This window comes from Halobacteriovorax sp. RZ-2 (assembly GCF_043196685.1).
Lineage (GTDB): Bacteria > Bdellovibrionota > Bacteriovoracia > Bacteriovoracales > Bacteriovoracaceae > Halobacteriovorax_A.
Window position 1 is genome coordinate 793,928 of sequence record NZ_JBEBMR010000002.1, and the last position, 24,286, is coordinate 818,213.

General features: G+C 37.1%; 21 protein-coding genes. 17 read left to right on the plus strand and 4 right to left on the minus strand.

Features of this window, described 5'->3' with window-relative positions:
- Positions 1 to 3 precede the first annotated feature (3 nt).
- From ABMA78_RS09890 to ABMA78_RS09905, 4 genes are read left to right on the plus strand one after another with little or no spacing between them, the layout of a single operon-like run.
- Positions 4 to 1,212, plus strand: a complete 1,209-nt coding sequence (locus tag ABMA78_RS09890) for a TolC family protein (RefSeq protein WP_392859612.1) — start codon at positions 4 to 6, stop codon at positions 1,210 to 1,212.
- A complete protein-coding gene (locus ABMA78_RS09895; protein WP_392859614.1) occupies positions 1,205 to 2,584 on the plus strand; it encodes an efflux RND transporter periplasmic adaptor subunit in 1,380 nt (459 codons plus the stop codon). Before ABMA78_RS09890 ends, ABMA78_RS09895 begins: the two co-directional genes overlap by 8 nt.
- Positions 2,577 to 5,693 (plus strand): efflux RND transporter permease subunit, encoded by a 3,117-nt coding sequence (locus ABMA78_RS09900; protein ID WP_392859615.1) that lies wholly within the window; start codon positions 2,577 to 2,579, stop codon positions 5,691 to 5,693. Before ABMA78_RS09895 ends, ABMA78_RS09900 begins: the two co-directional genes overlap by 8 nt.
- The gene (locus ABMA78_RS09905; RefSeq protein WP_392859617.1) at positions 5,686 to 6,162 is read left to right on the plus strand and encodes a hypothetical protein; all 477 of its coding nucleotides are present in this window, start codon (positions 5,686 to 5,688) and stop codon (positions 6,160 to 6,162) included. The genes ABMA78_RS09900 and ABMA78_RS09905 overlap by 8 nt, the downstream gene beginning before the upstream one ends.
- Here the strand turns inward: ABMA78_RS09905 and ABMA78_RS09910 are convergent, their stop codons facing one another.
- Together ABMA78_RS09910 and ABMA78_RS09915 are read right to left on the minus strand one after the other, a co-directional pair.
- Positions 6,163 to 6,675, minus strand: coding sequence for a DUF2391 family protein (locus tag ABMA78_RS09910; RefSeq protein WP_392859620.1), 513 nt, complete (start codon positions 6,673 to 6,675; stop codon positions 6,163 to 6,165).
- Between the two features lie 79 nt (positions 6,676 to 6,754).
- Positions 6,755 to 7,648, minus strand: a complete 894-nt coding sequence (locus ABMA78_RS09915; protein ID WP_392859621.1) for a hypothetical protein — start codon at positions 7,646 to 7,648, stop codon at positions 6,755 to 6,757.
- Between the two features lie 240 nt (positions 7,649 to 7,888).
- Between ABMA78_RS09915 and ABMA78_RS09920 the strand changes: the two genes are divergently transcribed.
- The 9 genes from ABMA78_RS09920 (at position 7,889) to ABMA78_RS09960 (ending at position 18,044) form a co-directional block, all read left to right on the plus strand.
- The gene (locus tag ABMA78_RS09920) at positions 7,889 to 8,350 is read left to right on the plus strand and encodes an ankyrin repeat domain-containing protein (RefSeq protein ID WP_392859624.1); all 462 of its coding nucleotides are present in this window, start codon (positions 7,889 to 7,891) and stop codon (positions 8,348 to 8,350) included.
- Positions 8,351 to 8,434: 84 nt separating this feature from the next.
- Positions 8,435 to 8,665 (plus strand): hypothetical protein, encoded by a 231-nt coding sequence (locus ABMA78_RS09925; protein ID WP_392859627.1) that lies wholly within the window; start codon positions 8,435 to 8,437, stop codon positions 8,663 to 8,665.
- 175 nt (positions 8,666 to 8,840) lie between these two features.
- On the plus strand, positions 8,841 to 9,359 hold the full coding sequence (locus ABMA78_RS09930) for a hypothetical protein (RefSeq protein WP_392859628.1): 519 nt from the start codon (positions 8,841 to 8,843) through the stop codon (positions 9,357 to 9,359).
- A 55-nt stretch (positions 9,360 to 9,414) separates the two neighbouring features.
- Positions 9,415 to 10,698 (plus strand): PepSY-associated TM helix domain-containing protein, encoded by a 1,284-nt coding sequence (locus tag ABMA78_RS09935; RefSeq protein ID WP_392859630.1) that lies wholly within the window; start codon positions 9,415 to 9,417, stop codon positions 10,696 to 10,698.
- The gene (locus ABMA78_RS09940; protein WP_392859633.1) at positions 10,695 to 11,885 is read left to right on the plus strand and encodes an MFS transporter; all 1,191 of its coding nucleotides are present in this window, start codon (positions 10,695 to 10,697) and stop codon (positions 11,883 to 11,885) included. Before ABMA78_RS09935 ends, ABMA78_RS09940 begins: the two co-directional genes overlap by 4 nt.
- Positions 11,878 to 14,085 (plus strand): GNAT family N-acetyltransferase, encoded by a 2,208-nt coding sequence (locus ABMA78_RS09945; RefSeq protein ID WP_392859635.1) that lies wholly within the window; start codon positions 11,878 to 11,880, stop codon positions 14,083 to 14,085. Before ABMA78_RS09940 ends, ABMA78_RS09945 begins: the two co-directional genes overlap by 8 nt.
- On the plus strand, positions 14,082 to 15,806 hold the full coding sequence (locus ABMA78_RS09950) for an IucA/IucC family protein (RefSeq protein WP_392859638.1): 1,725 nt from the start codon (positions 14,082 to 14,084) through the stop codon (positions 15,804 to 15,806). The genes ABMA78_RS09945 and ABMA78_RS09950 overlap by 4 nt, the downstream gene beginning before the upstream one ends.
- Positions 15,807 to 15,826: 20 nt before the next feature.
- Positions 15,827 to 17,098 carry a lysine N(6)-hydroxylase/L-ornithine N(5)-oxygenase family protein gene (locus tag ABMA78_RS09955; RefSeq protein WP_392859639.1) on the plus strand — a complete coding sequence of 424 codons (1,272 nt, stop codon included), beginning with the start codon at positions 15,827 to 15,829 and terminating at the stop codon, positions 17,096 to 17,098.
- 10 nt (positions 17,099 to 17,108) lie between these two features.
- Positions 17,109 to 18,044: a hypothetical protein gene (locus tag ABMA78_RS09960; protein WP_392859640.1), complete on the plus strand. Its 936-nt coding sequence runs from the start codon at positions 17,109 to 17,111 to the stop codon at positions 18,042 to 18,044.
- A gap of 34 nt (positions 18,045 to 18,078) precedes the next feature.
- On the opposite strand, the gene ABMA78_RS09965 is transcribed toward ABMA78_RS09960, so the two are convergent.
- Together ABMA78_RS09965 and ABMA78_RS09970 are read right to left on the minus strand one after the other, a co-directional pair.
- Positions 18,079 to 19,104 (minus strand): succinylglutamate desuccinylase/aspartoacylase family protein, encoded by a 1,026-nt coding sequence (locus ABMA78_RS09965; protein ID WP_392859642.1) that lies wholly within the window; start codon positions 19,102 to 19,104, stop codon positions 18,079 to 18,081.
- A gap of 13 nt (positions 19,105 to 19,117) precedes the next feature.
- On the minus strand, positions 19,118 to 20,554 hold the full coding sequence (locus ABMA78_RS09970; RefSeq protein ID WP_392859645.1) for a hypothetical protein: 1,437 nt from the start codon (positions 20,552 to 20,554) through the stop codon (positions 19,118 to 19,120).
- A gap of 244 nt (positions 20,555 to 20,798) precedes the next feature.
- Here ABMA78_RS09970 and proB point away from each other — a divergent pair, with 244 nt between their 5' ends.
- The 4 genes from proB to ABMA78_RS09990 all read left to right on the plus strand — a co-directional run bounded on the left by proB (position 20,799) and on the right by ABMA78_RS09990 (position 24,249).
- Positions 20,799 to 21,944, plus strand: coding sequence for a glutamate 5-kinase (gene proB / locus ABMA78_RS09975; protein WP_392859648.1), 1,146 nt, complete (start codon positions 20,799 to 20,801; stop codon positions 21,942 to 21,944).
- Positions 21,928 to 23,166 carry a glutamate-5-semialdehyde dehydrogenase gene (locus ABMA78_RS09980; RefSeq protein WP_392859650.1) on the plus strand — a complete coding sequence of 413 codons (1,239 nt, stop codon included), beginning with the start codon at positions 21,928 to 21,930 and terminating at the stop codon, positions 23,164 to 23,166. The genes proB and ABMA78_RS09980 overlap by 17 nt, the downstream gene beginning before the upstream one ends.
- Positions 23,167 to 23,188: 22 nt before the next feature.
- Positions 23,189 to 23,992, plus strand: a complete 804-nt coding sequence (locus ABMA78_RS09985; protein WP_392859653.1) for a pyrroline-5-carboxylate reductase family protein — start codon at positions 23,189 to 23,191, stop codon at positions 23,990 to 23,992.
- Positions 23,993 to 24,054: 62 nt separating this feature from the next.
- Positions 24,055 to 24,249: a hypothetical protein gene (locus ABMA78_RS09990; protein WP_392859656.1), complete on the plus strand. Its 195-nt coding sequence runs from the start codon at positions 24,055 to 24,057 to the stop codon at positions 24,247 to 24,249.
- Positions 24,250 to 24,286: the final 37 nt, after the last annotated feature.

The following is a 24,286-nucleotide window of genomic DNA, read 5'->3' on the forward strand; positions in this document are numbered from 1 at the left end:
ATTATGCTTAAATTAGCTTTAGTTACTTTCATTTCCACATGCTCAATGGCCTTTTCTTTTAAACAGGCAGTAGGGCAGTTGAGTAAACATAATAGTGTTGAAGCAATTAAAGGGAGTGCTAAGTCTCTTGTTGAATCTTCAAAACAGAAAAGCTCTTGGGGTGACCCAATGTTTAAAGTTGCTGCAAAGAACTTTCCTGTTGAAACATTGGATTATAACCAAACTCCAATGACGGGGCTAGAGCTTGGAATTTCTCAAAAGATTGCCCTTTCAAATAAGTATGGAAAGGCATCTGAAAGCGTCAATGCTCAAGCAAGAGCGATGAATTATTCGGCACTAGATTATGAGCAGGCATTGGTTAAGGCGTTGTGGGGAAATGTTATTGGAAATCGAAAAATTGAAAATGAACTCTATATCCTCAAAGAAAACCTTGCTTGGATTAATAATATCCTAAAGGTTAGCAAGAAGCTTTACTCTAATGGACGAATCACTCAACAGGCCCTACTTGATATTCAAATTAGAAAGTCAGAAATTGAAAGTGAGTTTAGTAATAAAACATTTGAGCTAAAACAGAATAAGGCCCAGCTTGAATACTTACTAGGTGATCAAGCAGCACGCTTCGATTACAAAAGCGTTCCTTGGCGTTTATTAGAAAAAACCAAGAATGAAGAAGTGATTAAGGATAACCGTTTAAAGGCACTTGAAGAAGGAAAGATCGCTGGAGAGTTTGCTGTCGAACAAGCAAGTCTTGCTTATATCCCAGATATCACTGTTTCTCTTGGTTATACATTTCGATCAGATGAAATCGACAATAATGGTGATTTTGTCGGTGCTCAGATCACGTTTCCAATCCCTGTCTCAGATGACAAGAGAGGCGCTAAGGGAGCGGCCGTGGCCAATCGCTATGCTGCGACTAAAAAGCTTGAGGATTATAAACTTAAAAAGAGTCGTGATTTAAATATCATTCAAGATAATATCGAAAAATTAAAATCTGAATTAGAAATCATTACGAAAAAATCTGTGAATTTTGCAAAGAACTCACGTTTGATTACTTCAAAATCATATGGCCGTGGGAATAGTTCTTACGTTGAACTCTTACAAAGTGAATTAAGACTACAAACAATATTATTAAAAAAGGTGATGTTAGAAGCTCAATTAGCAACTTCTAAGGTTGATTATAAATATACTCTTGGAGAGTCTCTCTATGAATAAGTTACTTAAAATTATTGCATTCTCAACTCTTCTTGGGTTTGTTGCGTGCTCACCAAAGGAAGATGTGAGTACACAAAGCGAATCTAAGGTGAAAACATACTATACATGCTCGATGCACCCTCAAATTAAAGAGGATAAGCCTGGGAAATGTCCAATCTGTCATATGAACCTGACAAAGGTTGAAGTCGAGGATGACCATGATCACTCGACAATGACACAAACAGAGCCAGAGAAGGAGCTTTGGCGTTGTGCAGATTTTCCAGATGTAACAAGTGAAAAAGAAGACGTATGTCCAATGGATGGAACTCCAATGGTTAAAGTTAACACACGAAAAGAAAATGCTGCCAAGGTTGTCGCTAGTGTGAAGCTTAGAAAGTCTCAGTTAAAACATTTTTCACCTTCATACTTTCCTGTCACGACGATGAAGATGACAAAGAAGATTAGACTTCTTGGTCAAGTCCTTCAGTCAGAAGAGAAAGAGAGTAATATCCCTGCTCGCATCGATGGACGAGTGGAAAAGGTCTATGTCAAATCAACAGGGAGTTTTGTGAAAACTGGTGATCCTGTTGTTGATATCTATAGTCCAAAATTAATTTCTGCAGGTGAGGAGTATATTCTTGCTCGTAAGACTTACCTGAGGAACAGAGGCCGTGAATTTCGTGATCTTTATAAGCAAAGTCAGGAGAGGCTAGAGCTTTGGGGAATCAAGAAAGAACAATACGAAGCTTGGGCCAAGAAGGGGACGGTTCCAAATAAGATCACAATCTTTTCACCTGCAACAGGTATTGTGCAAAAGAGAAGTGCAACTGTTGGTACATACTTTAAAGAAGGGCAAAACTTCTTTGAGCTCTCAAACTTAAGTGATGTTTGGGTAGAGCTAGATGTATACGAGCAAGACTCTGCTCTTGTGCAGCTAGGACAAAAAGTTGAACTAGAATTTATTGCAATACCTGGGAAAACAACAACAGGTGAGATTGATTTTGTGAGCCCTGTCCTAGATCAACAATCTCGTACATTAAAAGTACGTGCGACGATCAAAAATGAAGAAGGGAAGCTTAAGCCTGGTATGGTTGCAAATGCTCAAATTACATTTGAATTAGAGGGAATGCCTCTTGTTATACCTCGCTCTGCTGTTATCGATACAGGTAAGAGAAAAGTTGCCTGGGTTAAGGTGAGTGATAAAGAATTTAAGTCTATCGTTATTAAGACTGGTCATGAGTCGGAAGGTTATGTTGAAGTTAAAGCAGGGCTTAAAGATGGTGATCAAGTTGTTATTGAAGGTAACTTCCTTCTTGATGCACAAGCACAACTATTTGGTGGATATGAGGATATGAATACATCTGACCCTCATCAAGGGCATACTAATGATTAAGAATATTATTGAATTATCTATTCGAAATCGCGTAACAGTAGTTCTTCTCTTTATCCTAGTTGCACTACTTTCTGTATTTAGCTTATCAACTGCTCGAATTGATGCGATCCCTGATATTGGTGAAAACCAGCAAATCGTTTTTACTAATTGGGCAGGTCGTTCTCCAAAAGATATTGAAGAGCAAATTACTTATCCGTTGAGTGTCATGCTACAGGGGATTCCGGGTGTTAAGAATATTCGCGGAACGTCTGCTTTCGGATTTTCTACAATATATGTAATCTTTAATGATGAAGTTGATTTCTATTGGTCAAGATCACGTGTTTTGGAAAAGCTTACAAGTGCTAAGAACGAACTCCCAGATGGTGTAAATCCGGCAATGGGCCCAGATGCTACAGGACTTGGACAAGTGTATATGTATACTCTTGATAATGCTCCTGATAGCGACAAACCACTTTCATTAGAAGAGCTAAGAACTCTTCAGGACTTCTATGTTCGCTATCTTCTGCAAAGTGTTGAGGGGGTTAGTGAAGTTGCTAGTATTGGTGGTTTCGTTAAAGAGTATCAAATTGATGTCGACCCTAATAAACTTATTGCCTACGATATTCACTTAACGGCAATCATTCAAGCAATTCAAGATAGTAATATCGATGTTGGGGCCGAAGTTATTGAAGATGGTGACCGCGAATTCATTGTACGTGGGAAAGGATTCTTTAAGTCTCTGGCCGATATTGAAAATGTTGTTGTGGCCGTTAAGAATAAGACTCCAATTCGTATCAAAGATATGGCAAGTGTTGGGACAGGGCCAGCATTTCGTCGTGGGGCCCTTGATAAGGATGGAACAGAGGCCGTTGGTGGAATTGTTACCATGCGCTTTGGTGAAAACCCTAAAGAAGTTATTGATAATGTAAAAGAAAAAATTAATATTGTTAAGGCAGGACTTCCAAAAGGGGTTGTGTTCAGTCCTTTCTATGACCGAACTGAAGTTATTGAGAGAACGATTGGAACAGTTTACTCCGCTCTTGCACAAGAGATCTTTATCACTGTTATTGTGATCCTTCTTTTCTTACTACACTTTAAGTCGTCGATCCTTGTTTCGTTAACACTTCCATTTGGTGTTGGGATTAGTTTTATTCTTATGAAATTCATTGGCATTGATTCTAATGTTATGAGTTTATCAGGTCTTGTTATTGCCATCGGTTCAATGGTCGATATGGGTATTATCATGACTGAGAATATCTACTCTAGTCTTGCTAATGAAGATCGTGATCTCTCAAAGTCTGAACGTGTTGAGATCGTTGTGAAGGCGGCCCGTGAGGTTGGACCTGCGATTTTAACAGCAGTTGCAACGACTATTGTGACATTCCTTCCTGTTTTTGGACTCGAGGGAAGTGAAGGGAAGCTCTTTGGACCACTTGCTTGGGCAAAGACCTTGGCAATGTTTGGTTCAGTAGTTGTGGCAATCATTCTAGTTCCGGCCTTAAGTGTTTTCTTTTTAAAAGGAAAGCTGAAACCAATTGAGAAGAATCCTGTAAGTTTAAAAATAGTAAATACTTATCAGCCAGTTCTAAGATGGATGCTTGAAAATCGTAAGATCTTTGCGATCTTCCCAACTCTAATTTTTATTCTTGGTGGTATTGCATACTCTCAACTTGGTAAGGAATTTATGCCTTCTTTAAATGAGGGGGAAATCCTTTATATGCCTGTAACAACAGCTGATGTTGGAATGACAAAGGCACGTGAACTCTTGGCGTATACAGATAAGGAGCTCGTTAAGCATCCGCTTGTGGCAAGTGCTATTGGTAAACTGGGACGAGCTGAAACTGCATTAGACCCAGCGCCTGTTGCCATGTTTGAAACAGTGATTAAGCTTGTTCCGCAAGATGAATGGCCTAGTGGAACTTCTATTTATGATATCATGGCCGAGCTTGATCAACAGCTTCAAGTACCTGGACTCGTTAATGCGTGGCTATTTCCAATTGAAAATCGTATCGCCATGATCTCGACTGGGATCAAAACACAAATTGGTGTAAAGGTCTTTGGTGATAATCTTGAGAAACTAGAAAAAATAGGGCAAGAGATCGGTCACGTTCTCGAGGGAATAAAAGGGGCAAGTGGTGTCTATGCTCAGCAAATCACTGGTAAGCCTTATATTGAATTTGATATTGATCGTGTGGCCGCGAGTCGTTACGGAATTAATACGGGAACAATTAATAAGATTCTCCAAACTGCGGTTGGGGGAATGACAATTGGTCAATTCTACGATGGGAGACAGCGTTTTCCAATACGTGTTCGTTATAAGAAAGAGCTAAGAGACCGTGTTGATGAGCTTAAAAAAGTTCTTGTACCAAGTCCTCTTGGACAACATATTCCATTAGAGCAGCTTGCAAAGATCGAAGTTGTGACAGGCCCTGCAATGATTCAGTCTGAGGATGGGATGTTACGCTCACTTGTTCTTTTAAATGTTCAAGATCGTGACCTTATCGGCTTTGTTGAAGAAGCTAAGAAGGCCGTCGAAGAAAAGGTCGAGTTACCTAAGGGATACTCTCTTGTTTGGGCCGGACAATATGAAAATCAGGTTCGCTCAAATAATCGCCTAATGCTTCTTGTGCCATTAGCACTCGTTATTAATTTAATCATTATCTACTTTGGTATTAAAAACCTTCGTAATGCGGCCATTGTCTTCAGTGCTGTTCCAATTGCATTTGCAGGTGGTCTAATCCTTTTATGGATTGGAGGATTCAATACTTCTGTTGCTGTATGGGTTGGTTTCATTGCTCTATTCGGTATCGCTGTCGATGATGGGGTCGTGATGATGACTTATCTGCAAGAGGAGTTTAAATCAATTAAGCCAAGTAATTGGGGGGAACTCAAGGAAGTTATTGTCAATGCTGGTTCAAGACGTATTAGACCTCTTGTTATGACGACTACGACAACAGTAGTGGCCTTAGTTCCAATTATGTGGTCGACAAGTACAGGAAGTGAAGTGATGAAACCAATGGCGATTCCTACGCTTGGAGGGATGCTCGTCGAATTAATTACACTATTTGTTGTGCCTATTACATATTCATATTTTGAACAAAAGAACCTTAAAGGAGAAACACATGAATAAATTTATTATTGTAAGTATGATTGCTTTTAATTTATTTGCCGCTGGACGTATTGAGATGGCACAAAACACTAAGAAAGAAGTTGTAAAAGTTCTTGAGCTAAATGAGGGCCTTCATGCAAGCTTCTTTGATTACGATGGTGCAAAGGTTGAGAAAGCTGCAAAAGATCTTGCCAATGCAATTGATAAGATTAGCGATGAAAAAATCAAAAAGCTTTTAACTTTCTCAAAAACTAAGCTTTCTGAGATTAAGGCATCAAATTCAACTGCTGATAATAACCAGAACTACCATCTTGTTTCAATGGCCCTTATTCATATCATTAATACGTATGATGTAGGGGAGAAGTATAACGCTTACTCATGTCCAATGGTAAAGAAGAAGTGGGTACAAAACTCGTCAAAACAGGACAAAGTTCACAATCCATATGCTTCAAATATGCCTCACTGCGGACAAAAAGATACTAAGTTCTAATTACTTTAAATAATCTGTGATGGCCGCTCCAAAGATGCTTGGAAATGCAATAATGACTGTGCGTTTAAAAGCAAGTACTGGGTCGGTCATGACAGGGAATTTATCAATCAAGAATAGAATGAAAACAACACTCGAAGTTGTGATTAAGTAAATCGCAATAATCCTCTTAACGAATTCAGCAATATTCCCCTTAAGCTTAAAACGATAGAAGTTAAAGTAGACAAAACACGTCACGATAACAATTGAAGATGCTAGTAGGTAGTAGATATTATCAAACTTTAGAGAAACACTTAGGTTCCAGACTTCTTCAGTAAAGCACAGTGGCGAAGCGACAAGAAAGGCCCCCACAAATATCTGTGAAACATCGCGTAATCGAAGCTCAACCATAAGAGGGTTGATAACATGGCCAATGGGTTTTCCAGTATCATCTAAGAAGGTAACGACTTCTTTCAGATAACCATTGATTCGTTTGATCTCAGTATGTGTATTCTTTAAACCTTTAAAAACATCCATACTGAAATTATAGTGAGGTTTTGAATTTTAAGCAAAAAAAAAGGCCCGAATAATCGGGCCTAAGTATACTTTAAATTTATTAAAGAATATTGATATCTGCAGAGATTGCAAAATTTGTCTTGTCTGAATCAATATCATCAGCAAGGAATTGTACGTTTGGATAAACGTAGATATCTCTTGTTACAGAAATACCAACACCAACTGATTGGTATTCGTATGCTCTAAGAAGTTTAGAATCTTCACCTCTAGACTTTTGGTAGTTAAAGTAACCAAATACAGTTCTAAATGAGAATGTATCGTTGAATACGTACTCTAATTGTGGGTAGAAACCAACTGCAAGTTCTGTCATTGCATCTTTAGATACCGCAACTTCTGGCTCTGAACCGTAGAAGTATGCACTTAGAGAAACTGAAGCACCTAGCGTTAGGTTTGTTCCTTCAAAACGCTTCATCATGTTGTGAGATGCACTAACAACTTGCTTAAGGTCTACAGCTTTATACGATTCTGCTGTACCAAAAGTGATATCTGCTGAAGTTGAAGTTTGGAAGTCACCAATTTTGTAAATTCTAGAGTAACCAACGTATGGGTTATCAACGTTACCTTCTGAGTGTCCCCATGGGTTTAGTACAGAAAAACCTGCACCAACTGTCATACTGTCATTTTTGTTGAAACGGTATCTACCTGCGAAGCTACCACCAAAAGATGTCTTCGTTTCTGTTTCTGGATCACCATAGATATCTGGTCTTTCTTCACCAAAAATATCATCTAGTGTACCACCATTGTAACCTAGTGAAAGACTTAAGCTGTAGTCAGATTTTGAACCAGACTGTGCTCTTAGTCTTGCGTTTGTAATTTCACTGTCGATGTCTCCATCTTTTTTACTTTTTGCTTCTTCTTGAGCATGAGTTTGAACCGTCATAGCAGCTGCTAGAATTAGCATAAGTAACTTTGAACTTTTAACAATTGTTCTCATAATCACTCCATGTGTATGTTTTTTTATAGACTAATATTGTCTAAAGACTGATGTGAAAGATCAATGGATTTCTTAATAAAATCTTAATAAACAACAAGAAAGATTTTTGCATATAGCGCCAATATAGCTTAAATCAACAAATAATACCCAAATAACCATTAAGGGAGTTAATTAAACTTATCTCTTCTTCACTTTTTAGAAGAGATGACTTCTCCGTAGAATTATCTATTAGGAGAAGTTATGTCTAAGATTTTTGATTGGGCCAAGAATGGTGATGTTGGTGAGTTAAGTATTTTCTTACTAACGAATGAAGAGTGCAACTTAGAGATTACTAATGAGAAAGGATATACGCCTCTTCTTGAGGCTACCCAATATGGACACTTTGACTTCTGTCACACTTTATTGAGTGCAGGGGCCAATCCCAAGGCTACAGACGGCGTAGGTAATAATGCTCTTATGTTTGCTTCACTAAAGGGTAACTTAAGAATCGTAAAATTACTCATTCAATATGGTGCAAAGCTTGGTGAATTAAATGACTCCGGGATGAGTGCTCATGACTGGGCCATGGCCTTTAATCGTAAACAAGTTATTTCTTTTATTGGTGAAAAACACAAATTTCAAAACAATCGTATTAAGAGCTACCTTGGCCTTGTTAAAAATGGAATGAAGTCTATTTCATGGCCTAATAGGAAATCTCTATGATGTCATAAAGACTCGATATTTTATTTCGCTCCCATTCCTTGCGATGATGAATTAACAGATAATCAATCATCAAAGGAGATGGATATGAAAGTTCACACATTATTTACGACACTAATTATTGGTGCGAGTATGATGAGTTTTTCAGCATCAGCAGAGTCCCTTTGTGAACATAAGTATAATTCACAAGAGGTGAGCTCACATCAAAATCTAGAGAATGAAATGGTTCATTCTACTAATTCCCTCAAGTCAAAGTATAAGAAATCTGGCGAAACTCGTATCCTTAGTAAGATCGAAGGACGCGATCCAATCCGCTAAATCTTATCATAGGCCCTATTTAAGTCTCCAAATAGGGCCTATTTACACCAGATTTCATGTATTTATTACAAAAAATGTCGCTATCAACAATCAGTTGTTTAAATGCGTAGATAATAGTTTGACATGCCAAACTCGTTCAGATATTTATTCTTCATAAACTTAAAGGAGAATAAACATGATGAAAAAATCACTTATAGCTTTATTATCACTACTATCAGTTTCAGCTATCGCAAATTCTGACCTAATTCTTGAAGGTGAGAGATGGGTTGCAAAGCATAAAGGTTACGTATGTGCAGCATTTACTGACTACACAAACGCACCAGCTACTCACAACAACATGAATGTTAAATTTGAAAAGCTTTCTACTGATTACACGCTTGATAATATTCTAATTAAGGCAACTTTCGAAAATGTAGATGGTGTTGAGTGTTCTTACTCTTCAATTCTATTTGCTGACAATGCTGCTTCTACGATCGAACTTGTTGATTCAAGAGCTTTCTCAAAAGTAAATGCTTCTGCTGACTGCTCTGAAGGAAAGGCAATCCTTGATGCTCAACTTGCAGACAATGACTATCTTTACTGGGGGCACCCTCACCACGCAACGATCATGGTTCCAGCTACTGGTGCCGCTGATGTTTGTGGAGCAGAGGCAACACATATTGGTATCGATTTTATGGTTTATAAAAAACTATAAAAAATCCTTGATATTAAGCAGGGGAGTATAAACTTCCCTGCTTTTTTTAGTTTTTATGAGTACATTAGTAAGAAAATTATTAAAAATTCATCGCATTCTAGGTTTAGTCCTAGCGGTCAACTTCCTTGTTCTTGGGCTAACTGGAGTCGTTCTCGTTTGGCGCCATGAGCTTTCTCCTGTTCAAACAGTTGAGCAAAAGAGTGTCTTTATTTCAGAGGAATCGTCACTTTCAAAAATCGAAAATTACTTATCTGAAAATAAAAGTTACAAAGATAAAAAAGTACTTTCAATTTTTAAAGGTGATGACGGAGATATCCAAGCACGTGTTACAGAACCAGGTATTGAAAAGTTCAAGGGTGCAATGAGGTTAAAATTTGACCTTGCTGGAAATGTACTATCTTCAAATCAAGTCAAGCCTACTGCCTTCATTGACTTTATCTTAAAACTTCATCGAGAGTTACTCTTAGGAGGAAAGGGGAAGATTCTAATTGGGCTTATGGGCCTCTTCTTTCTTATTGCTCTGTTAAGTGGTGCTCTTATTGCTAATAAATTCTACCGTAATGTAAAGACGATGAATTCTCGTATCCTGCTAGGGCGTCTTCATAAGATTATTGGAGTCAAGACGTTAGCATGGCTTTTAATCGTCACATTCACGGGAGCAATTCTAGCATTTAATAGCACATTTATTGGTCTATTTCTAAGAGATAACGTAAGGGCACATCAAGCAAATGCTATCGTTATAGAAAATGCAAAATATGTCTCAGTAATGACAGTTCTAAAAGAACTTGAAACAAAGCTTCCACATTTAGAATACGACTTTATTTCTTTTCCTGATAATGAGTTCTCTGTTCCCAACCAATTTGTTGTTCTAATGGAGAATGAAGAACATCATCATGAAATCGCTTATGTCGATGGCATAACAGGCAAGCTAAATCGTACAGTATCTCTTCCATGGTACTTAGAGCTTCTTATTCTTTCAGAGCCACTACACTTTGGTGACTACGGCGGAGTTATCTTAAAGATTATTTGGAGTGTTCTGGGGCTAATTTCTTCTTTTATTCCAATAAGTGGAATCTATATCTTTTTGTTTAGAAGGAAACACCTTGCTGTGAAAGCAGGGTTATATGATGGCCGTCTTTTAAACGATACGAATGTATCAACTCTAGAAGTTTTACTTCCAACGATGTTTGTCTTTGTGATCTTCTTTATTACATCTGACTTTAAGTGGATCTTAAGCGCACTCTTTCTTATTTATTTAATCTTCTCTTGGCGAGATCTTGTGCTTTTTCTTATCTCTTTTAGGAATAAAGCGAGGAGACCAAAGGAGAGAGTTTCTTGAGTTCTCAATTAAAAATTAATAATTTTACTAAGGCCATCTCATGCCTTTGTTTTGTTTTTGGTGCGGCCCAAACAATACTTCTTGGTCTTATACCGAAAATTGCCATGGTAACAAATCTGGATATCACTTCAGTTCTAATTATTTATGGTATTTCAATCTTCTTCTTTCTTTTTATGACAAAGGAGTGGGCCGCACTTTTTTCAAGAATCCAGCCTAAGAATATTTACCGAATTGGGCTTTATGGACTTCTTTTATCAACACTTGCTCTACTAGCAACTTTCACTTGTGGCAATGTTGAGTTATCTCTAGCATGTTTCATTCTTTCTCGAGTTATCTACGCGATGACTGCAAGTTCTATTATTCCGTTCTCTCAGGTCGTTAAAATTAAGCGCTTTAAAGATGCACAAAGAGGTGTCTTAGAAACCACTGTTTTCTTAAATATAGGAAGACTTATTGGATTAATTTTAGGAGGACTTTTAGCATATAACCTAAATATGGGACTTGTTATCCTGGCAGGACTAATCCTTCTCTCAATATTACTTGGTTTTGAAAGAGGGCAAAGTGAAATCGAGATGATCTCAGTAAGGCAAGATCAGAACTTAAGACAAATAATTCTACCGCTACTTTTAATCCCACTGGCCTATACATTTATGACTTCTTTCTTTCATATGAGTATGACAGATATTGTGGGTGATCTTTTCGTAGGGCAAATTAAGCAATCTGCTACGATTTACTGGACTCTAACTATTGCATCACTTGTTATTATTGTGACTCAGTTGATCCTAAAGAAAATGAATCTTATTAATTCTAAATTTGTCACAATATTAGCAATCATTGCTCTTTTAACTAGCTTTTATTCATTTTATCGAATTGATGATTTAAGAACATTGTACGGTTTTATCATTTTGTTCTCATTTGGAGCAGCGATAGTACCTATTCTTTATATGGGACAAATTTATAAGCTCAATCCTGCTACTCCTAAACAGGTTGTTGCCAGTGAAATCAGCTTTTATCAAACTCTTGGAAATGCTCTTGGCGCACTTTCTTCAGGGGTGATTATTAAATTTCAATTGACTAATTATATGCTTATTTTCTTTGTTGCTCTGGTTATTGCCGCAATTTTCATAAGCTTAAAATATAACACTTTCTATACAGAAGAAGGTTTTGGTGGAGTGACAAATGGTTAGTGAAAACACTAGGCAGCTTGCTGATAAGTATAGTCTTCGATCACTCATTAACTCGATGGCAAGAGATTACGTGCAAGAGAAACTTGTTGAGGTTGATCGTGAAAATGGCCATGTGAGAATAGGAGATCTTTCATTTGAGATTGATTCATTTTCTCCATTAGGTGGCCATCGTTATACGGGAAAAATTTATTTAAATGGAGCTTCTATTGACTTCGATCAAATGCTTCCTGAATTGATAAGTCACTTTCCTGATGCTGACCCAACCTTTATTGAAAATATTATTAATTCGAGAAATAATATTGAAATTATCCTAAATCATAATTCAGATGTAAAGATTGATAGCTATCTTAGCAGTGAACAAAAGATGCTTCTTGGTCATCCATTTCATCCTTATCCGAAATGCAAGAAAGGAATGAATGAAGAGGATTTATTTCAATATTCTCCAGAACTATCAAATGGCTTCAAGTTAACTTGGATTAAGTGTCAAAAGGATATGATTCAATCAAATGGGACACTTGATGATGTTGTTAGCGCACTAAATAAGCTGGCAATATTCGACTTAGAGGAAGTTGATAATTCCTTTGTCTATATTCCGATGCATCCATGGCAATGGCGTCGTTTGAGTAGTTTTAAAGAAAGACAAGACATCTGTGAGGTTATTGAAGTATCAAGTGGAAAAAATAACTGGTTTGCTCTTTCTTCTCTTAGATCTCTTTATAACCCCGACGCGCCATACTTAGTTAAGTATTCAATGGATGTGAAGCTTACAAATTCGATAAGACATCTTCAACCAGAGGAGGCCATCCGCGGAATGCAGATGGAGACAGTTTTTAAAAACGAAGGAGTCTCAAAATTTAGCGATAAGTTTCATATTCTTTATGAACCTTTCTATGTTGCCTTAAGAGGTGAAGATGCAAGTGCTATTATTGAATCGACTCTTCAATTACGTGAAAACTTTGTTTCAGATAATTGTCTCTTACTTGGCACTTTGGCCGAAGAGAATCCTTATACCGGTAAGTCTCACTTATTAAGTCTAGTCGAAGATAATGCTCAAAGAGCGTGTGGAAATATTTTTCTTGCAAGAAAGTATTGGTTTGAAGCTTTTCTTGAAAATGTAGTCGGAGAGTTCATTACTCTGTCTGAAGATCACGGAATTCTTCTTGGTGCCCATATGCAAAATATCATTCTTAAAATGAATGATGGACTTCCTGTTGGAACAATTTATCGTGATTGTCAGGGTACTGGCTTCACTGCTAAAAGTGTTGAACGATTTGGTACTAAGTATGAATTCATCAGTGAGTCTAAGGGGAATATTTTATCTCCCGAGGATGTTAATAAAGTTTATACTTACTATCTCATTATAAATTCAGTGTTTAATACAATCATTTCCCTTGCAAATGGAGATGCTAAGGCCGAGTTATTTCACTTAACACAATTTAGGAATTTTATTTATAAGAATCACTCTCGTTCTTCATTTTTGAGCTACTTAATTGAAAGTGATTTTCTCTACCAAAAGGGAAATTTCAGGTGTTGTGTCTCTAATATCAACGAAAATACAATTAAAAACCCATGGGATATTTATAATAGAATCTCGAATCCAATCAAGGCCCTTTTGAGAAGACCACGTGTTTATGAAGGAGAATTATATCGAGCTACTTCAAAGCACAATCATGAAATAGTCCTTCGTGCTTTTGATATGGATAAGGATCTTTTGATATTTCACGAATGGCATAATAAGAAATATGTCTACGAGTTTTGGGAAATGAATAAGCCTCTTGAGGAACTCAGAGAATATGTACAAGGGCTCAAGGATTCTCCTTATCAACTGCCAATTATTGTTGATATCGATGGTGAGCAGGCCGGATACTTCGAAGTCTATTGGGGATTTGATGATAGGATTGCTCCTTACTGTAACGCCTCTTTATATGATCGTGGAATCCATATTCTCATTGGTGAGGAAAAATTTCTTGGAACGCGTGCTGTTTTTGATTCAATCTTTCACTTAACAAAATTTCTTTTTGAAGATGATAGTAGGACTCAAAAGGTGTGGGGAGAACCACGAGTCGATAATAAGAAGGTTTTAACTCTCGCAAGACTACTTCCTGGATGGGAACACAAGGGAGTCTTTAGTTTTCCTCATAAGACCTCTAATCTTTTAGAAGCCGATCGTACAAGGTTTTTTAGTGAGATGAAGTCATGATGAATACAAGAAAGTTCTTTGAGCTTCATAAAAATCTTATCATTAAAGCAATTGAAGAACTTCAATTTGAAGAGCTCTTTGATGTTGAGTATTGCCACGATCGTTTCTTTTTTAGAATTTCTGATGAGACCTACTATAGTTTTCAAGGCCGTATTAGTGTTTGGGGAAATCTACAAATAGAAAATGATAGCTTTAAAAAGTATAGTGCTGGAAAAATTATCGATGAGTATACTCTTGCGGACTTCTTCTTTGAGGTACAAGATACTTGTAAGATGAGTGATGAAACACTTGCTCAGTTTATTGAAGAAGGCAATCAGACAATTTATGGTGATATCATTCAAGCGACTTCATTAGAAGATATTACCATTGAAGATATATCTAAGTTTAATTTTAAAAAAGTTGACCAGATTTTATCAGGACACCCAAAAATCATCATGAATAAAGGGCGTCTCGGTTGGGGAAGTGATGAGCTTTTATTATATGCTCCAGAATCGAGAAGTAGTTATAAGCTTCATTGGTGTGCGATTAAGCGAGATTGCCTAGAATGGGGGATGAATCTCGATCAATTAAAAATTGAAGACCTGTATTCCGACTCCCTTACTGATGCTGAAGTGGATTTTGCAAAAAGGAAAGTTCAAGAAGTCTCAGGGAGCTTTGATGACTATATTCTTATTCCGGTTCATCCTTGGCAGTGGAGTAAGTATATAAGTGTTCAATTTAATCACTTAGTCTTTCAAAGACGAATTATTTCTCTTGGAAAGATGGGCCATGAATACACACCACAAGTATCGATTAGAACTTTATCCTCTAATTCATTTACAAGTAAGTATGATGTAAAAGTGGCCATCTCTATCTTAAATACTTCATGTGTAAGAGGAATTCCTCAAAAATATATTAAGAAGGGTTATCTCTTATCTGAAAAGATTGAGAAAATTATTGATTCAGATAAGTTTCTTAAGAATAAGGTCGATGTCCTAAAGGAAGTTGCAGCAGTAAGCTGTCCTTTACCAGAGTTTAATCGTATTGAAGGTGGATCATATCGCTATAAAGAATTACTGGGCTGTGTTTGGCGTGAAAGCGTAGAGAATAAAATCTCCAATGATGAAATTGCCATTCCAACAGCAGCACTTCTCTTTACTAAAGATCGCAATGCACTGGTTGCTGAGTATATTAAGTCATCTGGTTTAAGTATTTCAGAATGGATTAATGAGTACTTCAGTGTTGTTGTTATTCCTCTTTACCACCTACAAGTAGAGCACGGTCTTGGCCTAGTCGCTCATGGGCAAAATACCATTCTCGTTCTGAAAGAGGGAAGGCCACAAAGATTAATTATAAAGGACTTTCATGGTGATTTTAGAATGGCCTCAAACTCAAAGCATATTGATGCTGACTTTGGAGTTGTGCTTGATCAGTTACCAGCAGAGTACTTGATTCACGATCTTATCACAGGTCACTTTGTTACAGTACTACGTTATTTTTCAAGAGTAGTAGAAGAGTCTCTCGAATTTAAAGAAAGAGACTTCTATCACTTACTTGGTGAAGTTATTTCTGACTACCAAGGTGATCGTAAGGTTGCGGATAAGGTTAATTTATTAAGAAAAGAATTTGAGAAAGTATTGGTTAATACTGTTCGTTTTGTCGCTGGTTATAGCGAAACAGGGGAGCGTTTAAAGCCAATGCTAGGAAGTAATATTAAAAATCCTCTTGTTAGAAATAGTTAGGGTTGAGTTGAGGAAGTTATATGCACAATATTTATGACATTGTTGGAATTGGCCTTGGGCCATTTAATCTAAGCTTAGCGGCACTTTTGAATCCACTAAGTAATATTAATACTAAGTTCTTAGATAATAAGCCGGAGTTTAGTTGGCATCCTGAACTAATGTTTGGGGATGCCATGATGCAAACATCTTTCTTAAAAGATCTTGTGACACCGGTTGACCCTAAAAGTTCATTTAGTTTCTTGAATTATCTTGTTGAAAATGGACAATTCTATCACTTTTTAAATACAGACAGAAAATCAATAAATCGTTACGAGTTTCAAGACTATTGTAAATGGGTTTCAAAACAACTTTGTCATGACATTGATTTTGATTCTAAAGTAATCGACATCAAACACGATGGTGAGAAATTTGAGGTCATTAAAAAGGGAGGCAGCTACTTTACAAAAAATATTTGTGTTGCATCTGGGCCAACTAAGAATATCCCTGACTGTGCGAAACCTTTCCTTTCAAATACGTTATTTCATGCAAAGTCTAAGCAAATGAAGACTCTCGATTTAGAAGGTAAGAAAGTCGTTGTTGTTGGCGGAGGACAAACAGGCGTTGAAACATTTAGAAATGCTCTCAATGGCATGTGGGGAAGAGTTGAAAAGGTAACTCTTTTAAGTGGCCGAAATAATTTACAGCCTCTTGATGAAGCACCATTTACTAATGAGATCTTTACTCCTGAATTTGTTTTAAATTTCCATTCCTTATCTCAAGAGCAAAAAGATTCATATACACAAAGTCAACTTCTAGCTAGTGATGGAAATACTCCCCAGTATCTACAGGAGATGTATAACGAGTTATATCTTGATCGTTTCTACTTAAAGAAGCTTCCTGATTACACGATTTCACCTATGCGTTGGCTTAATGAAATTGAAAAGGAAGGTGAGTCTTATAAGCTTAAGGTTGATAATCTTCTTAATCAAAACAAAGAAATTATTGAAGCTGATATTGTTATTTTAGCAACTGGATTCAAGAGTGTTCTACCAAGCTTCTTAGAGGGGCTATCAGATAAAATTGCCAAGGATTCTCAAGGACGAATTATTGTTGGGCAGGACTATAGTATTCAAACAACGATTGAGAATGGAAAAATTTATTCGATGAACTTTAGTCGTCACGGCCATGGGGTTGCTGATCCTCAGACTAGTTTGATGTCTTGGCGATCGGCCATGATCGCAAACGACCTCGTGGGTGAAACTAAGTATAAAACAACAAATAATAGTGAAAGCTTTTTGAGCTTTTTTAATTAATGGAGAGAAAATGAAGTTATTAATAATTATGCTAATCTCAACTTTTACCTTTGCGGCACCTGCTGCTAAGTCTGAAGGAGAGGCCAAGACAAAGAGCTTCAACACGAAGGAAGAAGTATTAGATAACCCGACACTGAAGACATTATCAGGATCGCTAAAGAGATGGTCTTTTTATTCTTCATTTAAATACAATGCTGGTGCTCTTGATAACCTCAATGACGCTGAAAGGCCTAATATTAGAAATGCTGGGAATACAACTTCACTAACTAATTTTACTGGGAATTTTGGTGTAAAGTATCGTCTTTCAAAAACAGATAACCTATCTCTTCAAGTGGGGATCGAAAAGAAGGCCCCTTTTCATGGGAGTGTTGATTCAGAAAATCCAATGGTTCAGTATGAACTTGATACTTACGGTGATAGCTTAAATATTGATAACCCTGTTCTAAGTTACTTTAAAACTTACTACCTTTTGGGGATTCAAAATGTAACGTTTCTACAATACCAATATGCTACGTGGGACTACTATAAGGACCTCGGTATTAACTCTGTTTTTAATGTTAGCCACTCTTTGGCCTATAAAGTATGGAAGGCCGCTTATATTGCTCTTTCAGGGAATGCGACACAGTACTTCTATGATAAGAGTACAATTTCATTTAATGGGATGGAGATTGCAGGTAAAGACAGGCAAGTAAACCGTTCTTTCTCATTAAGCCTTGCTGGTGAGCTTTACTTTTCTCGCTCTCTTTCTCTAAGGTTAATCACTGATCTTTACTCGGCCGATCATTTTAGGAGTGAGCGTATTAATGAGAAAGTTCTTCAGCAAACGATAGCAATGACTTATTTCTTTACTCGTGATATTTCGATTTCACCAAATATGCGCTTTATTGCGGAAGATATTAGAGCTGATAGAACAAATATTGGCCTAACAATGAATGTAAATTTATAAAAAAGAGGGGGATCTAAATCCCCCTTTCTTATTCTTATTTTTCAGATATTTCAAAATCATCGTGGCCAGGAATTTCTTCAGGAAGTGCTTCCTTAAGATCAACTCCTAGGTGCAGAATTCTTTGTCCTGCTTCACAATTAGGTCTTACGTTTTTACCAATAACAACACCTGAGCGGTCTGCACAGATAACTTCTTTTACTTGTCCAAAGACATCGTAAACTTTTGCAATAACTTCGCCTTTCTTTACTCGATGTGTGAGCTTTGGAAGAACATCAACAATTCCACCTTTTGTCGAGTAGATCCAATAAGAGTGGTCACAGATTGTGGCATCTGTAATCATATCTTGAACGTCTCCTTCGATCATCGAGAAGTAGCGAAGAGTATTCTTTATACCATCGAGGGTTTCATCAATAAGAGCGTGTTGAAAAGCATTTGGATTACCAATTTCAACGGTAATTGCATGGATTCCTTGCTCATTGGCCCAAGCTCTTAGTGTTCCTTCTTCATCATATTTTTGAACAATAATTTGTGGATTCTGTAGGAAGGCGAGGGTTCTTGTTTCCTCGTTCTCTAAGTCAGCTCTAAGGTAGAGACTGTTTACACGGCCATGACTTGCTGTATGTAGATCAAGAAGGTAGTTGAATTTAGAAACGATCTTTTGCGTAAAGTAATGTGCGTAGAGATTACTTGGATTTCCAGTAAGTTTTCCAGGCATAATTCTATTTAAATCAATATTATCAATAAATCGACGTTGATTTGTTAGGTAGCCCGGAACGTTACTAATTGGAACCATAACGATTGTTCCTTTTAGCTTTTTAGGATCGACTTCTTCAATCAGTTTGAAAATTGTTGAGATACCATTGAGCTCATTCCCGTGTACTGCTGCTGTAATACCAAGTACTGGGCCGTCCTCAACACCTTTCATAATGATAATTGGTACACGCCAAGGCACACCGAGAGCATTATCTGAGAGATGTATTTGTAAGCGGTGAATTTCACCATGCGCAAATGAATTTAAATCGATTTCTTCAGTTGTCTTAATGACTTGTATTGCACCCATAATACTTCCTATGCTATGAGATCATAATCTCGTTAAAGAGTGACTTATCATTATCTAAACTTCTAAAGAGTTTCGTTCTGAAAGTCCCTTTCTTACTAATAAGTTGTTCTGCCATTTTATCAATCGCAACAACTGTAAGAATTGTTTGAATATATGCTTCGATCAAGTCATCAGTACCAATACCAAGAGAGTTGAAATCTTTTTGATCCATAAGCATCAGTCTTGATGTATCTGAATCCCATTGGTTTTCACCTGTTTTAACTGATAGGTTTGTTCCTAGAACTTCCCAGCTATCCTCAGGGTAGCTTGCTTCAAGAGGCTTTCTCGCACGTCGTGCATAGACTGCACAAGGCATGAAACCTTTTGGTGATGAGTAAACCATAAGCCTTAAGTCAGCAATATAAATATTTCCTTTCTTATTCGGTACTGTTCCGATGTGAAAGAATTTACCATGCTCACTTGTGGAACTCCATTCGTAGTGACCAATTAAACTTTGGACAATGAATTGATCATATGGGTAATCCATTTGCATAAAGGCATCAAGCTCATCTTGATTCGTAATTGTAAAAACACCTTGTCCTGCATTTGAGTAAGGGATCTTAATAACGGCCTTTCCACCAAATTTTTGAACCCAAAGAGGAATTTCTAACTTATTAACATCTTTAATCGTCTCAGGCATATTAATCTTAAGGCCTGATTCAGCAATCTCTGAGTTATAAAGCTCATAGGCCTTATTTGCTAGAAGCTTATTGCGTCCACCAGAAAGGCAAACGAGAGTTGAGTTAAAGATGAATGTTTTTGAAGTTGTTGGAATGCGATTCCATGGCTTCTGTGTAACATAACGGAATGCCGCTCTAATAGGAATTCTTTCTCCTGTCTCAAGAGTGATATGTAGAACACCATTTTCAAAATCGGCCATTTGTTCTTCACCATTAAAGTGTGGAACGAGGTAAACATCTTCACCTGTTAGATCTGCTATTGTTGAAGCATAGCCAGATGTCTCCATGTAGTTCTTATCATAGATGACAGCAAGTGCACCTTGTGGAAGTCTCTTCTTTCTCTTTTTAAGTGCAGGAAGAAAAGAGTTCTCAATTAAGAATTTATATCCTCTATGTTCATCCGCATCGGTTCTTGGTGGCATTGACTTTTGACCTGAAGGACAAGAGTTTGTTTCAAGAACAACCATGCGTCTATTTCCAGCTTGTGTTGTAACATAGAATAAGTCAGATCCACCCCAGAAGAAGTGCTTACACTCATATGAGAGAATATCCCTTAAGGTATCAGTACAAATTTGTGGGTTAAGATGACTATATCTTTTAATAATTCTTTCGTGATCCAAATTAAAAAAATGGCTCACTAAAGGGTGTAGTTGTGCGTTTAGTACCTTAGGATAAAAGTGATTTTCTTGTTCAAAATTATCAGGCTTAATAACTTCAATTCTTCTTTTCAAGTTCTCTCCAAATTGTATTTTTAAAGCATAAGTTAATGGAAATATTATAATCTCAAACCCTTCTCATGTAGCGAATATTTTGTGATTTTTATTAAAATTTTAAGGCCTATCAATATTTTTTGAGCATATGTTGATTGTTTTGCTCGGAAATTGTCTTGTTTGGCATTCCCTAATTTGTGTCCGACTCGCTTTTGGTTTTTTGGAATTTATGTCATGTTGTTTTTTAACAAGATAAGGGGAAAGAATGAGACTTCGTAAAGAACTACAGGGAGTAAAACGCCTTGTTGTAAAGGTTGGAAGTAATGTTATTACAAAAGGAAGTGGCAAGTTAGATACTAGAAAGGTGCGAAAAATTGTAGAGGATATCTGTGAGCTCATTGATGAGGGGATTGAAGTTGTCCTTGTCAGCTCAGGTGCCGTAAGTGTTGGGAAGTCATTTTTAAAAGAGCACTTACCAAGAAGAGGTCAGTTAGATCTTCAGCATTCAGCTAGTGCAGTCGGACAGCCAAAGCTTCTAAATACATACTCTCGACTATTTGAAGAGAATCAAAAGATTTGTTCACAAATTCTTCTAACACATGATGATTTTAGAAATAGAAAACGAAACCTGCATGCCAAGCAAAGTATCAACGTTCTCTTAAAGAATAATATTACACCGATCTTAAATGAGAATGACACAATCTCTTTTACTGAGATTGCACTGGGTGACAATGATCACTTGGCTGCACAAACAGCGCAAATGATTAATGCTGACGCACTTCTTATGATTACTTCAACTAATGGCCTCTATGATAAGGACCCGGCGTATGAAGATGCTAAGAGAATTGAAACGGTGCCATTTGGTAGTGATGTCTTAGAAGATGTGAATTATCAGGGAAAGACAGCAGTGGGAAAAGGTGGAATGGAATCTAAGGTTCACGCCATCACAAAAATTACACCAATTGGTATTAAGGCCGTTATTAGCTCGATGGATAATGAGCGACTTATCTTGGATCCCCTGACAAAGGAGCTAGGAACTTATTTTGCTCCTAAGAACGCTTATGACCCAGAAGAGCGAAAGGCATGGCTACTTTCAATGAAGAAGCCTAATTGCTATATCGAAGTTGATAGAGGTGCATTTGATGCCCTTAATGAAAGTAAATCACTTCTTCCAAAAGGCATCGTTGATGTTTACGGCCAATTTTACAAAGGGGACTGCGTTGACATCATTTGTGACGGTGAAGTCTTTGCTTCTGGTGTTTGTGAATATGGACATTGTGAAGTTGAACAAATTATGGGACGTCACAGTGATGAAATTGAAGACCTGATTGGTTTTAGAACATCAATTGAAGTCGTCCATACAATTAACTTAATTTTAGAAAAGGATATAATCGATGAAAAAATTAGCTAGTACAGTAAGAAAAGCATCAAAAGAACTTTTGAAGCTAAATAAAGAAACTAAGGACCTAATCTTTGATGATTTAGTAAAGGCCTTAGATGAAAATCGCGAGCTTATCTTAGAAAAGAACCAACTCGACTTAGATGCTGCATTTAAGAATGATCTTTCGAAGGCAATGGTTGACCGCTTAAAACTTACTAATGAAAGAATAGACGACATTATTTCAGGAGTTAAGACGATTAAGGATCAACCTGAAATCGTAGGATCTTTCTATAATGAATTTACAAATGATCTAGGTTTAAAGATCAAGCGTCAAAGAGTCCCTCTAGGGGTTATTCTTATGATCTTTGAGAGTCGTCCTAATGTTGTTGTGGATTGTGCAGCTCTTGCGCTTAAGTCCTCAAATGCCATTATTTTAAAAGGTGGAAAAGAGGCCAAGCACTCAAATGAAGTTCTTGGAAAAATCATTCAGGATGCGATCTCTAAATATGTGAACAAGAATGTTGTAGAAGTTCTAGCATCTGATAATCGTGAAGTTTTAAATGATCTACTAAACCTTAAGGATGATATCGATGTTGTTATTCCTCGTGGTGGTCACGGTTTAATCAATCATGTTTTTGAAAATGCAAAGATGCCAGTGATTGCTCACTATCAAGGGCTTTGTCATATGTATATTGATAGTGAAGCGGATATTGAAAAGGCCGTAACACTTGTTGAAAATGCAAAGACTCAAAGAACAGGTGTTTGTAACGCAATTGAAACGCTACTTATTCATAAAGATATTTTACCAAAGGTAAATGACAAGATTTCCAAGAGGCTCCTTGCAAAGGGGTGTGAGTTAAGAGTTGATGAAGAGTTTGCAAATCAAACAAAAGGTAGCTTTGTTAAGGCGACACCAGAGGATTGGTCAACAGAATACCTGGACAATATCCTTTCAATCAAAACAGTCTCTTCTCTTGATGAGGCCATCGATCATATTGGTGAATACGGTAGTAATCACTCAGAGTGTATTGTTTCTAATAATGAAGAGAATTGTCAGAAGTTCTTACAAAGTGTTGATGCAAGTTGTGTCATGGTAAATGCTTCAACTCGTTTCAACGACGGAGGACAGTTAGGTCTTGGAGCTGAGCTTGGAATTTCGACAACAAAATTACATGCCTATGGGCCAATGGGGGTTGAGCAAATGACTACCTCACGCTACGTCGTTGTTGGTGATGGGCAGATTAGATCTTAGTTAAAATAATAGGAGAGTTATCATGAAGAAAATTGCGGTTATTGGTTGTGGAAATATGGCCGGTGCAGTTGTTCGTTCAATGTATAAGGGCCAAAAAATTAAGAACAAATATCTCACATATACGCCGAGTCGCACACGAGCAATCGAACTTGCTAAAGAGGTTGAAGGTGAGGCGATTGTTGAATTAAATGAAGCGGCCGATGCAGACTACTTCTTAATTGGTTGTAAGCCACAACAATTCACAGAGCTATCAGAAATGCTTAAAGGCATCGACCTTTCAAGTAAAGTTGTTATTTCGATCATGGCCGGAATCGATCAAGAAAGAATTAGCAATTTATTAGGTACATCAAAAGTAATTAGGCTAATGCCTAGCTTACCAATGGAGTACGGAGAAGGTATCTGCCTGTTAAGTACCACTGAGCAAGTTGAAGAAAGTGAAATTGAGTTCTTAAAAGATCTTCTTGGTGAAAGTTCGATGATCTTAAAAATGAAGACAGAGGAACTCTTTGACAAAGTGACTGTCGTCTCTGCATCTGGGCCTGCATTTATTTATTATTTTATGAATGCATTAGAAGATTCTCTAAAGGAGTGGGGCCTTGGTGCTATCGAATCACGTGCAATAACGAGTCAGCTCTTTAGGGGAAGTGCAAAGAGTGCACTAATAAATTGTGAGACAGAGCTTGATGATTTAATCGCCAAGGTGACTTCTAAGAAGGGAGTCACAATTGAGGCCATTGATAGTTTTAGAAGCAGTGGGATTGATGCCTTTGTGAAAATGGGCGTGGATAAAGCGGTTCATCGCTCAAGTGAATTACGAAGAGGTTAGGGATAACCTAATTAGTAAATTAATCAATTCTTAATGAATATATAGAATGTTAAGGTAATTAAATGAACAATAAGAAATCTGAAAAGTTAGTACAGTTAGTAAGTTATAGCGTCGTTGATAAGAAGCAGTCCCGCACATCTAAAGTACAAAAAAAGACTTCTATTTGTGAAGAGGGGCACGGTAAGGCGTTAAGAGAGACATCTTTTCTTCGTCGAAGCCTAATTGAAGATGAAGAGAATTGCCTCTCAATACTCTAAATAATAAGTTTTTAAATTAGTATTTTATTAATTAGCA